The organism is Streptomyces sp. NPDC127190, assembly GCF_042672505.1.
Lineage (GTDB): Bacteria > Actinomycetota > Actinomycetes > Streptomycetales > Streptomycetaceae > Streptomyces.
Window position 1 is genome coordinate 14877 of sequence record NZ_JBHXVE010000051.1, and the last position, 10413, is coordinate 25289.

The following is a 10413-nucleotide window of genomic DNA, read 5'->3' on the forward strand; positions in this document are numbered from 1 at the left end:
TCCCGGCGGGGTTTGGTGGCGCGTGTGGGGGGGCCTGTGGGGGGGGGGGGGGGGGGTGTGGGGGCGGGGGGGCCCGCCCCCCCCCCCCGGGGGGGGCGCCCCCGCGGTGGCGGTGGGGGGTTACTTGAACCAGTAGCGGACGCCGTGGTGGTGGGAGCAGGTGCCCTGGGAGTGGCGTGAGTACGAGAGCGAGGCGTCCTTGCACTTCGCGGTCTCGTACTTGTTGCTGGGCTTCTTGCTGTGTGTCCAGCCGCATACCCCGGTGGTGTGGTGGACGCAGTGGTGGGCGGTGTTGGTGGACGGCAGCGTCGCCGCGGACGCGGCGGGTGCGCTGAAGAAGACGCCTGCGACGGCGATGGCCATGGCCGAGGCGGCAAGACGAGCGCGCAAAAGGGACCCCCCTTGAAGTCGAGCGAATACGGGGGGACTCTATCCAGCCTGCAACGCGTATGGGCGTGTTTGGGATTAAACGGTCGCGCACCGCGAGGGGGGTACGACGTGACGCTCAGAGGGCGAGGGCGCCGCCGGGCCCGCGGGGGCCTAGTTTCGGCCCCCCCCGGCGGGCCTGCGCGGTGCCAGCGCCTTGCGCACCGGCGACGGCGGCGGCAGCCGCTCGGTGGGCACCACGTCGTAGGAAACACCGTCGACCGGCCGTACGTGCTCGGGGGCGCGTACCCGCACCCGGTACTCATCGGCCTGGGCATCGCCGTCCAACTGGTGAAGAGGCAGTATTCCGCGGGCGCGCTATTCGGGAGGGTGGCCGGAAGGTGATGATCCGTTTGGGTGACAGTCCGGCGACTTGGCCTCAGATCAGTCCGGTGTCTCGATTATCGGAGCTGTGATCAAGAACATTGCGCGCTTCGCTACCGCGCTCAGCCTGTCTGCCGCAGCCCTGTACGCCGTTCCCGCCCAGGCCGCCGATGCCGACGTGCACGGCTGCTCTGAGGGGAAGTACTGCTTCTATTCCGAGCCTGACTACCAGGGCATCAAGAAGGAGGTCGTCCTCAGTCCACACCAGTGCTACAAGGCCAACGTCGGGTGGCCGGACGGCACATCGTCCCGGCCAGCGGCCATCGTGAACAACCGAAGCGAAGTCAGCCAGCTCGAAGCCTTCGACAACGACTCCTGCCAGGGCCAGCCCTACGCCCTCCTGCGCTATAAGAACAGCGCGCCCAAGATCAGCGACCGTGCCAAGTCCTTCCGCGTCGCGCCGGTCTGCGACATCGGCCACGTCTGCATCTACGAGAACAAGGACTTCACCGGCAAGCGCTGGCAGATCGCGCCCCCTTACACCAACCGATGCTACTCCGCCGCTGATGACGCCTGGGGCTACGGCTTCTACAACGCCACCAACTACACGGCCACCTTCTATCGGTCCGTCCTGTGCACCATCCTCCCAACCGAGGGCATTTCGGCGGGGCGGTATGGATCCTTCAACGACCAGGTCCACCTCGTGAAGATCGACTAAGAGTCAGCGGGTCCTGAGGCCGGGCGTCCCCGAGGCGCCCGGTCCCGCCCAGAAGCATTGCTGGGCCGTCGTACACGAGTGGTCCGGCCCGCAACCGTGGATGGGGGCTCCGGGCCGAACCGCTGTCGACTGCATGGGCTTGCAGTTGCCCGTACGTGTGACTGAGCGCTTTCGTTGGCCAGTGAGCGCAACACCCGGCCGGTGGTGTTCGGCAGCCACGCGTCGCCGAGCACCACACACCCCGCGCCTCCGTGTCCGATCACGGGGCGTACCATGGCGCCGCTGAGCCGCGAAGAGGGGGGCCTGACCTGTGGCTGGTGGTGCAGTGATCATCCCGTTCCTGGCGTTCTTTCTGGCCATCCCGCTGGCGATGCTGTCCTATGCGGTCGGCAAGAAGACGTCCCAGAAGATGGGCTGGCTGTTCGCCTCGGTCTTGGTTGGCCTGCCTGCTGTGCTGCTGATCGCCATGTTCATGCCTCGAGGTGGCGCCTCCGACCCGTCGCGTCCCATCATCTACGGGAATCCATACGAGCCCGGCTCGATTGCGGACGCCCAATACAAGCGCGGCTACGACTTCGCCGCCGCTCTCGCCAAGCAAGGGGAGAACCCGGGATCCGGCATGGCGGACGACGTCTATCTCTGGTGCCAGGACCGGCTGACGCCGGCAGCAGGCTTCAAGGGCAAGGTCACCACGGCGATGATGCAGGGCTGCATCTGGGGATCCCAGCAGCGCTCTGCACCTCCGTCGAATGCGCCGTAAGGCCAACTAGGTGGTGTCTTCAAGTGATCTTGCCTGGTGGATCATGGTGTCGTGATACGTCGTCATGAACTGTCGGATGCCGAGTGGGAGTTCGTCCGGCCGTTGCTGCCCGAGTCGTTGCGGGGCCGGAAGCGGCTGGACGACCGCAGGGTCCTGAACGGGACGTGTGGAAGTTCCGGACCGCCCGCCAGCAGGCTGTCCTCGCCGGCCAGGCCGGATGGCGCGACCAGGCCCTCGCCCTCGCCCTCAACGCCGCAGACGACCCCGCCCTCGGCGAGGCCGGAGCCGCCGGTGCTGCGCAGCGAGGGCTGCTCATCCAGTGCACCGCCTACACCGTCGCCTACCAGGGCGACCAGCAGGGCATGCGGCAGCTCACCGCCGGAGCCGCCGCCATCGCCAGGACTCTCGGCACACCTGCGGGGCACCGCGGGCGGCTTCAATCCCGCCACGGTCCCACTGCATCTCATCAGCGCCGAGTACAAGGCCGGAGATCCGTCAGCCGCCATCGCCGCGGCCGACGCCCTCGACCCGAAGCTCCTGCCCACCGTCGAGCGCCAGGCCCTCTATTTCATGGACCGGGCGACCGCCTACGCACGCTGGGAACGCCGGGACGAGTGCATCGGCGCGCTTCTGGAAGCCGAACGCCTGGCTCTCGAAGAGACCCACGCGCGCCCCGCTGTGAAGGCCATGCTGAGCGGTCTCCTCGTCTCGGGCCGCACCACGCCGGAGCTGCGAGGCCTCGCGGCCCGCTCCGGCGTGCCCGCCTGAGTATTGTCCCGCGGCGCACGGTCCCGGTGACCGCGCCGATCACCGCTTCCGTGGTGTCCCGGCGGCGCACCTTGTGGCCGAGCGGCTGACTCTGTCAGGGCCCGGACATGAGTGGGAAGGCGTACGGGTCATCACCTCATGAGCGTGGGGTCTGGAGGCATCCCGCCCGGTTCGTACGTCTCCGCGAGGAAGGACGTCGCCGCGTTCGGACAGGTGCCAGCCTTGGGCTGACCGGCAACGATCAGCCCGAGAGCCCTTGGCGGCGTCGGCTGCGCGGCAGGCCCGGCACAGCGGGGGGCGTTGGGCCCGTAGCGGCAGGTCAGCCCCAGGCAGCGCGCGCAGTAGCCGACCTGATTCGGGGAGCAGCCGAGCAGCAGAGCGGCGGCAGCCCGGTCCGTTGAGGGGCGATGCGTCTGGGCACCGCGGTCATGCGTCCGAATGTACGGCCGGCCCACCGCGCGGGCAGTTCGGCACCTGATGCTCATGCCAGGTCCATGCCCAGCTCGGTGTCCGGCCGGCAGAAATCACACGCAGTGATGGCCGGGTCGGTGAGCGCGGCCCGCGCCTCGTCGGCCCGGATCCGGTGGGCCGCGCCCTGGATCATCGAACAGTCAGCCAGGTGGACGACGGCCGGCTCAGGTCCGTGCGGAGTCCGCTTCTGCTCTATGACGTAGGCGGGCAGGGCCGAGTCCGGCAGTGGGCCACCCCCCTCTGGCTTGCGCCGCAGCCGGGACTGCTGAGGCGGACGCTCGGCCCGGGCAAGGGCTCTTCGGACGGCGTCCCGCTGGAGCCGCAGGTAGATGCCGACCGCGTCGGTCTCCGCGATCTGCCGCTCGAGGTGCACCAGGATCGCCCGGAGCCGCGACGGGTCAGGAGGAAGTTCGGACATGCCGGGCACCATGAAGGGCTGCCCAGCCCGCCGACCGCTGGCCCTGCACGTACGGGTGGAACAGCGCTTCCGACGACCGATGGGTGAGCCGTCGGCGGAGGGCGGTGCGCGGCCGTACGGCCAGCTCCCGGTAGGTGTCGTGGCATGCCTCTTGCGTTGGTGCGAAGTCGTCGGGAATCGGACTCATGGCCAAATCCAATCATGTGTTCGATTTCAAATGCATCCGTGGGAGGCCATAAGCTCGCCGGGTGATTGAGACCATCGTGTTCGATGTCGGCGAGACGCTCACCCGGGATGACCGCTACTGGGCTGCCTGGGCTGACTGGCTCCAGGTCCCTCGCCACACCCTGTCCGCGCTTGTCGGTGCCGTCGTGGCCCGAGGCCAGGACAATGCGGAGGCTCTCAGGCTTCTACGTCCCGACATCGACGTCGCGGCTGAATATCGTGCGCGGGAGGCGGCCGGCTGCGGCGAGCGCCTGGATGAGACCGACCTGTACGACGACGTCCGTCCGGCGCTGGGAGCCCTCCGTGAGGCTGGCATCCGAGTGGTCGTTGCAGGAAATCAGACCGCCCGCGCCGGGGACCTGCTTCGCGCGCTGGCCTTGCCCGCAGACCTGATCGTCACGTCAGGCGAGTGGGGCGTGGCCAAGCCTCAGCCGGAGTTTTTTCAGAAGGTCCTCGAGGTCGCCGAGGCGCCAGCCGACCGCACTGTGTACGTAGGCGACCACCCGGCCAACGACGTGCACCCGGCGAAGGCGGCCGGGCTGCGGACGGCGCACCTGCGGCGCGGCCCGTGGGGGAACCTCTGGGCAGACGCGCCTGAAACGGTTGCTGCCGCGGACTGGCGCGTCAGTGGGCTCATGGACTTGATCAGCATCGTGGGGTGACAACAGCTGTGTAAGCCGTCCGAGTTGATGCATCGAGTACGCGCGGTGTTCGACGCGAGTACCGTTTTGTGCGGATGCCCGAACGGAGACACTATGCCCGCCAACACCGACGGGGGAGTAGGCCGGCGGATCGCCTACTACCGAAGCGTCGTCCGCCCAAAGATGACTCAGGCTGCGCTGGCTACCGCTGCCTGCGTGTCCCTGGGTACGATCCGCAAGCTTGAGCGCGGGGAACGCGGTGTCACCGACGAAACACTCCAGGCCATCGCCGACGCGCTCGGCGTTGATCCGTCCCGCCTGCGACACGACCGCGGCCCCGCTCATTCGCAGGCGAGAGAGGGCCTCCCGGCGCTATCGGCAGCAATCGCTGCCTATGACTGTCCTGAGGACGGTCCGGTGCGCCCAATGGCCGACCTGCGGTCTGTGGTGGACATGGCAGAACGCTGGAGGCTCGGCGCCCAGTACACGCGCATCGTCCGTGACCTTCCCGGTCTTCTCGCAGAGCTGGCCCGCGCTTACCAGGGGGCGAACGGGGCTGACCGGGCTGCACTGGCCCGACTCCTGGTCAGCGCCTACCGCTCCGCCGACGCAGCCGCCTACAAGTTGGGGGCGCACGACCTGTCGGCCCGCCTTGTGGAACTCATGCGATGGGCTGCGCCGGAGGGCGGCGATCCGTTGCTGTCCGCGTCGGTCGCCTACGTCCGTACCGAGACCTTCTTCGCTGCGCGCGCGCACGCCGCCGGCCTGCGAGCTCTACAGCAGGCCGTCGACGCCGCGCCGGCGCCGTCGATGGCCGCAGAGCGAGCTGTCCGCGGAGCGCTGCACATGAGGGCCGCCGTCATCGCTGGCCGCGCCCAGGACTCGGACGCCGCGGTCGAGCACCTCGGTGAGGCTGAGCGCCTCGCCAAGCTTGTCAAGGAGGGTGTGTACTACGGCACCGCGTTCGGACCCGACTCCGTGAGGATCCACCAGGTGTCGGTTGCGGTCAGCCTTGGTGGCGATCACATCGGTGATGCTCTGGCCGTTACGCACGAGTGGAAGCCCCCCGCTAGCCTGCCGGCCGAACGCCGGTCCGGCTTCTACATCGAGCTGGCGCGGGCCCAGCTCTGGGCCGGTATGCCGGATGGGGCGTTCGAGTCACTGAAAGTCGCCAGGAAGATCGCACCTCAGCACACGCGAGACCACCGGTGGGTACGAGAGGACGCATCCACCTTGCGGCGCCTGCGGCGAGCGGACTCCGAAACGCTGACCGCGTTCGCGGAGTGGTGTTCCGCCACGTGATCTGTCCCTTCCCTAGTGCTGTGACCGCGAACCTTTGCCGGGTTGCTCGTTGTGCTGAGTGCCAGTGACGGCATTCGGCAAGGGGGCGGGTATGGCATCACCGGTTAGGGTTCGCCGGCTTACAGAGCAGGAGGGGCAGAAGCTGCAGCGGATCGTCCGGCGGGGAAGCACCAGTTCGGTGCGGTTCCGGCGGGCGATGATGCTGCTGGCCTCGTCGGGCGGCAGCCCGGTCCCAGTGATCGCGCAGCTGGTCAAGGCCGACGAGGACACCGTTCGGGACGTGATCCACCGGTTCAACGAGGTGGGGCTGGCCTGTCTGGACCCTCGGTGGGCGGGAGGCCGTCCCCGCCTGCTGAGCATTGAGGACGAGGACTTCGTCATCGAGGCGGCCACCACCCGGCCCACCGTGCTGGGCAAGCCCTTCACCCGCTGGTCAATCCGCAAGCTCGCCGAGCATCTGCGGCGCAACATCGCCCGTCCGGTGAGGATCGGCCGGGAGCCCCTGCGCTGCTTACTGCTCCGCCGCGGAATCTCCTTCCAACGCACCATGACCTGGAAGGAGTCCCCGGACCCGGACTTCGGCGCCAAGCTCGACCAGATCGAGTCCGCGCTCACCGAGCGGCCGGACCGGACCTTCGCCCTGGACGAGTTCGGCCCGCTCGGCGTCCGTCCGATCGCAGGAGCGTGCTGGGCTCCTCGGTCGGATCCGGACCGGCTGCCGGCGACCTACCGACGCACCCACGGCATCACCTACTTCCACTGCTGCTACTCGGTCGGCGACGACCGGCTTTCGGGAGTTGCCCTCGCCGCAAGGGCATCGACCACACCTGGGCGGCACTGCGGTCGATCCGCGCGGCCCGCCCGGACGGCGCCCCGATCTACGTGATCCTCGACAACCTGTCCGCGCATCTGAACCGGCGAATCCGCCGCTGGGCCGACCGGAACAAGGTCGAGCTCTGTTTCACCCCGACCTATGCGTCCTGGGCCAATCCGATCGAGGCCCACTTCGGGCCCCTGCGGCAGTTCACTCTCGCCAACTCGAACCCCCCACACCGTCCAGACCCGCGCCCTGTATGCCTACCTGCGCTGGCGCAACGAGAACGCCCGCCACCCGGACGCCCTCGCCGCCCAACGATGCGAACGCGCACGTATCCGTAGCGAGAAACACATCCGTTGGGGCGGCAGATCTCTCCAGCTTGCGGCCTGAACGGGTAGACCTGCTGGGCACAGCATCAGTCGTCGAACTCAACGCCTGCCGTCTCCGCACGGGCAACAAGCTCGCGAACCGCGCTGGGGCTCGAGATCACAAGCTCAACGGCAGTCTTGAGCTGCGTGAGGTCACTCAAGCTCCCGAGCGCACAGAACATGCCGCCCTCGCTGTCGAAGTCGAGGCGCTCAGCAAGATCCGGCCAGGCGAACTGCACAAAGCTCTCCCAGAAGTACCCGTTCGGCTCGTGTCCGGCGGCAACCACTGCCGCATCAGCGGCCAGGTCGCCGGCATCGAGGGTCAGCGAGTGCTCACCATCAAAGTCATGCAGGGTGATAGTCACGCCGCGATCTCCCCCCGGGCATTCAGACTGCCCAGCCCAGTCAAACTGCTCGTCCGCACCTAACCCGGCGAACCTTTCCGGTCACAGCACTAGGTACCCCTGGCTGGGGTACTTCTGACGTTTCCGCACCCTCACCATTTGTGCACGCGCAGGCACACAGATGGGCACGGAGATGCAGGAGGCACGCTCGCTCACTCCCACGGTTGTCGACCGTCGAGTGAGCATCGTCCGTCTTCACGGCGAGGCGTGCTTCGACTGCGGAGCCGTGAACAGGCCCCTGCACGCGTCGGGCGAAGTAGTCGTCCGCGGTGCCGCGCGCGTCTGGCAGGTCCGCAGTTGCGGCTGCCGACGCGAGGCGGTGCGGAAGGCCCTGCCCACAGCAAGCGCCACGCAAGACCCGGCGACCGCTGACACGGCCCCGGGAGTGGCCAACGCTCAAACCAGCGAGGGAGCGTCGACATGACCAAGACTACGGCCCCAGGAGGGGCCCGCACATCCCCCACCGCAGTGCCACCTGGCTACGCCGTCGTGAAGTGGCTGGCTTCCGCTCATCCCACGCCGAGTGTGGTGCGTCAGGAGTGGAGCAGTGTGGCGAAGCTCGCGCTGATCCCCCTGGGCGTGCGCTTCGACGCGGTGCGTCTACCTGACGCCATCGTGCATGCTGCGGCCGGCAGTGAGGAGCCTGCCGTTGTGCGCGCGCGGCTCACCGACTACCTGGCGGGCGGTCCGGTGGTGCATGACCCGCGCGGGCGCCGCTACTACGCGCTCGTGCCGCCGGGTACTACTGCCGGCTGGGTGTCTCCGGTCGTCGAGTGCCTGGGCACCGGCACCTACCTCGGCGTGCCGCCTATCGACTTCACCGCGTTCGACGGCCGCACGCTGTCCTCGTACTGGGCCGTGCCGGTCGCCTTCGTCGGTGCCTTGTGCCGGCCGGCCGATGTGCTCGCCCTCGTGATGGTGGGCGGCGTCCTGGGCAGCGAGGACGAGGCATGACGGCCGCGGAGCGGACGCTGCCCCTCGACCTGGAGACGATGCGGGCCGCTGTCGACCGCCTGCTCGCCGAGGACGCCGAGCCGCCCCTGCCCGAGGAACTGGAGACGCTCACCCTGCGACTGCGGGGGCATCTCATGGTCCTCATCCCGGAGGTGGAGACGGCCGCCGGGGGCTGCGAGGAGACGGCACTGCGTGCGGCGGCGCTCGCCTGCATCGGTGAGGCCAGGCGCCGCCTCGACGTGGAGCCGAAGGGCACGCTGCCCGCTGGGATCGCGCATGCTCAACGTCTTGCCCGCTCTGTCAGCTCCTTGTGCATCCATGTGGAGAACCTGGGCGCGCAGGCGTGAAAGGCGTCTTCGGCCTGCTGCTGTACGTGGCCGTGGTGACCGCTCCCGTCCTCGCTCTGGTGCTGGCGCGGACTGTGAACTGACGCACCCCCATGGCGGCCGCTCCGGGTCAGGGCCGCACCCCGCAGACCCCGTCTCGCCGGTCTCCGAAGGGGCCGGTGAGGCGGGCCCGTCCTGCCGGTGTCCCGCAAGGCGCCGGCGGGGCGGGGTTCACGAAAGAGGAACAAATGGATTCGCACCCGTCGCAGTCCACCGAGCCGCAGAGTGATCGGGACGATGAGCTGCCGGACAGGGTCAGCCAGCTCATTCTGATCCACGAGATGCCCGCGCCCGGCGAGATGAGCCTGCCCCAGCGCAAGGGCGAGCAGTGCATGTGGTGTCTGGCCACGGCCCCGGTTGAACTGCGCTTCCTGAAGGGCATGACCGACTGGCCGCCGCGCACCTGTGACCGCTGCCTCAAGGCGAGGGCCGCGAAGGTCACCACCTACGTCGCGTGGTTCCAGCACGTCGAGGCGTGCCCGGCGTGCCTGGCCGGTCCGCGGTGCGAGACCGCCGTCCCCCTCGGCGAGGCACACGGGCAGGCGCTTGAAGCGGCGACGAGCAGCCGGGACGTCGTCTGCATCCGCTGTCACATGTCGGTGGACGTCTCCAGCCCCCGCGTCATGCCCCTGCACTGGATGGGCGACGCTTCGTCGCACAACAGCTACATCCACAGCCCCACGTGTGGCCCTGCTCGACACCCGGGCGAGGTGCTGCTCCGACTCGTACCATCGAGCCGCGAATCCGCCGACCAGTTGCCTGGCGAGGGCAGCGAGTAGTGGACGCCGAGGACGGCTAGCAGCTGCCTGTCCCTCCACCGTTCATGTTCGGGTGCGCGAAATGCATGCAGCTACTGCTCAGCCTGGCGACAGCGATGCACGCACCGGCTGGCTGTTTCAGTGAACAGGTGCTCATCGCCAAGCACATCGTCGCTGTGCATCCCGATGACGTGCCCGAGCCGCACAGCCGCCACTGCAACGTATGTCCCATGTACGCCCGTCGTCCCGAGGCGGCCGAGGAGTGGGCGCAGCACTGCACTCGCGACTTGTTTCTCCCACCCCATATCGCCCGGCTGATGTAGGGCCCGGCGTGCTCACAGCCCCACTCGCGAGACGAATCCGTCCCAGGAGGCCTTCCTCCCGGTCCCCGAAGACGGGCACCTCTCGCGCAGCCCGGGGCCGCCCACCGACCCTACGAACTCCGAGGAGTCACCAGCGACGCGATGCCCACCCAGCGCGAGCACGCCGAGTACCTTCTCGTCCGGGGCGCCCACTACATCCTGATCGTCAAGGGCAACCAGAAGAAACTGCGCAGCACGAATGCCCAGGTTAGTAGTAGGCCCTTCAACCCCAGAGTGTCGACGACTATGCGGTTGTAGGTGTCGGCGGCCTGCTGGGCCGGACGGGTCAGAATCTTCAGCAGTGGGAACCG

The 10413-nt window shown here is 68.5% G+C and carries 13 protein-coding genes and 1 pseudogene; 10 read left to right on the plus strand and 4 right to left on the minus strand.

Annotation, left to right across the window (positions count from 1 at the left end):
• Window positions 1–120: 120 nt before the first annotated feature.
• Window positions 121–390 carry a DUF3761 domain-containing protein gene (locus tag ACFVIU_RS38430; RefSeq protein ID WP_385848388.1) on the minus strand — a complete coding sequence of 90 codons (270 nt, stop codon included), beginning with the start codon at window positions 388–390 and terminating at the stop codon, window positions 121–123.
• A 448-nt stretch (window positions 391–838) separates the two neighbouring features.
• On the opposite strand from ACFVIU_RS38430, the gene ACFVIU_RS38435 reads away from it, so the two are divergent.
• Both ACFVIU_RS38435 and ACFVIU_RS38440 read left to right on the plus strand, forming a co-directional pair.
• On the plus strand, window positions 839–1468 hold the full coding sequence (locus tag ACFVIU_RS38435) for a peptidase inhibitor family I36 protein (protein WP_385848389.1): 630 nt from the start codon (window positions 839–841) through the stop codon (window positions 1466–1468).
• 325 nt (window positions 1469–1793) lie between these two features.
• On the plus strand, window positions 1794–2228 hold the full coding sequence (locus ACFVIU_RS38440; protein ID WP_385848390.1) for a hypothetical protein: 435 nt from the start codon (window positions 1794–1796) through the stop codon (window positions 2226–2228).
• 62 nt (window positions 2229–2290) lie between these two features.
• On the opposite strand, the gene ACFVIU_RS38445 is transcribed toward ACFVIU_RS38440, so the two are convergent.
• A complete protein-coding gene (locus tag ACFVIU_RS38445; protein WP_385848391.1) occupies window positions 2291–2677 on the minus strand; it encodes a hypothetical protein in 387 nt (128 codons plus the stop codon).
• Between the two features lie 121 nt (window positions 2678–2798).
• On the opposite strand from ACFVIU_RS38445, the gene ACFVIU_RS38450 reads away from it, so the two are divergent.
• Window positions 2799–2996 carry a hypothetical protein gene (locus ACFVIU_RS38450; protein ID WP_385848393.1) on the plus strand — a complete coding sequence of 66 codons (198 nt, stop codon included), beginning with the start codon at window positions 2799–2801 and terminating at the stop codon, window positions 2994–2996.
• A 481-nt stretch (window positions 2997–3477) separates the two neighbouring features.
• Here the strand turns inward: ACFVIU_RS38450 and ACFVIU_RS38455 are convergent, their stop codons facing one another.
• Window positions 3478–3885, minus strand: coding sequence for a DUF6233 domain-containing protein (locus ACFVIU_RS38455; RefSeq protein ID WP_385848395.1), 408 nt, complete (start codon window positions 3883–3885; stop codon window positions 3478–3480).
• A gap of 248 nt (window positions 3886–4133) precedes the next feature.
• On the opposite strand from ACFVIU_RS38455, the gene ACFVIU_RS38460 reads away from it, so the two are divergent.
• From ACFVIU_RS38460 to ACFVIU_RS38470, 3 genes and pseudogenes are all read left to right on the plus strand, one after another.
• On the plus strand, window positions 4134–4772 hold the full coding sequence (locus ACFVIU_RS38460) for an HAD family hydrolase (RefSeq protein ID WP_385848396.1): 639 nt from the start codon (window positions 4134–4136) through the stop codon (window positions 4770–4772).
• Between the two features lie 93 nt (window positions 4773–4865).
• Window positions 4866–6053: a helix-turn-helix domain-containing protein gene (locus tag ACFVIU_RS38465; protein ID WP_385848397.1), complete on the plus strand. Its 1188-nt coding sequence runs from the start codon at window positions 4866–4868 to the stop codon at window positions 6051–6053.
• Window positions 6054–6144: 91 nt separating this feature from the next.
• Window positions 6145–7260 (plus strand): annotated as a pseudogene (locus tag ACFVIU_RS38470) (IS630 family transposase).
• 25 nt (window positions 7261–7285) lie between these two features.
• Here ACFVIU_RS38470 and ACFVIU_RS38475 read toward each other — a convergent pair.
• The gene (locus tag ACFVIU_RS38475; RefSeq protein ID WP_385848399.1) at window positions 7286–7603 is read right to left on the minus strand and encodes an Imm51 family immunity protein; all 318 of its coding nucleotides are present in this window, start codon (window positions 7601–7603) and stop codon (window positions 7286–7288) included.
• 588 nt (window positions 7604–8191) lie between these two features.
• Here ACFVIU_RS38475 and ACFVIU_RS38480 point away from each other — a divergent pair.
• The 4 genes from ACFVIU_RS38480 to ACFVIU_RS38495 all read left to right on the plus strand — a co-directional run bounded on the left by ACFVIU_RS38480 (window position 8192) and on the right by ACFVIU_RS38495 (window position 10063).
• Window positions 8192–8596 carry a hypothetical protein gene (locus tag ACFVIU_RS38480; RefSeq protein WP_385848400.1) on the plus strand — a complete coding sequence of 135 codons (405 nt, stop codon included), beginning with the start codon at window positions 8192–8194 and terminating at the stop codon, window positions 8594–8596.
• Window positions 8593–8943 carry a DUF6415 family natural product biosynthesis protein gene (locus ACFVIU_RS38485; protein WP_385848401.1) on the plus strand — a complete coding sequence of 117 codons (351 nt, stop codon included), beginning with the start codon at window positions 8593–8595 and terminating at the stop codon, window positions 8941–8943. Before ACFVIU_RS38480 ends, ACFVIU_RS38485 begins: the two co-directional genes overlap by 4 nt.
• Window positions 8944–9170: 227 nt before the next feature.
• Window positions 9171–9761: a hypothetical protein gene (locus tag ACFVIU_RS38490; RefSeq protein WP_385848403.1), complete on the plus strand. Its 591-nt coding sequence runs from the start codon at window positions 9171–9173 to the stop codon at window positions 9759–9761.
• Window positions 9762–9826: 65 nt separating this feature from the next.
• Complete coding sequence (locus ACFVIU_RS38495; protein ID WP_385848404.1) at window positions 9827–10063, plus strand: hypothetical protein; 237 nt, start codon at window positions 9827–9829, stop codon at window positions 10061–10063.
• The last annotated feature ends 350 nt before the right edge of the window (window positions 10064–10413 follow it).

Coding starts and splice junctions, on each gene's coding strand:
- ACFVIU_RS38450 (WP_385848393.1), top strand. CDS start 2,799: ATGGACCGGGCGACCGCCTACGCACGCTGGGAACGCCGGGACGAGTGC.
- ACFVIU_RS38455 (WP_385848395.1), bottom strand. CDS start 3,885: ATGTCCGAACTTCCTCCTGACCCGTCGCGGCTCCGGGCGATCCTGGTG.
- ACFVIU_RS38465 (WP_385848397.1), top strand. CDS start 4,866: ATGCCCGCCAACACCGACGGGGGAGTAGGCCGGCGGATCGCCTACTAC.
- ACFVIU_RS38485 (WP_385848401.1), top strand. CDS start 8,593: ATGACGGCCGCGGAGCGGACGCTGCCCCTCGACCTGGAGACGATGCGG.
- ACFVIU_RS38490 (WP_385848403.1), top strand. CDS start 9,171: ATGGATTCGCACCCGTCGCAGTCCACCGAGCCGCAGAGTGATCGGGAC.
- ACFVIU_RS38495 (WP_385848404.1), top strand. CDS start 9,827: ATGCAGCTACTGCTCAGCCTGGCGACAGCGATGCACGCACCGGCTGGC.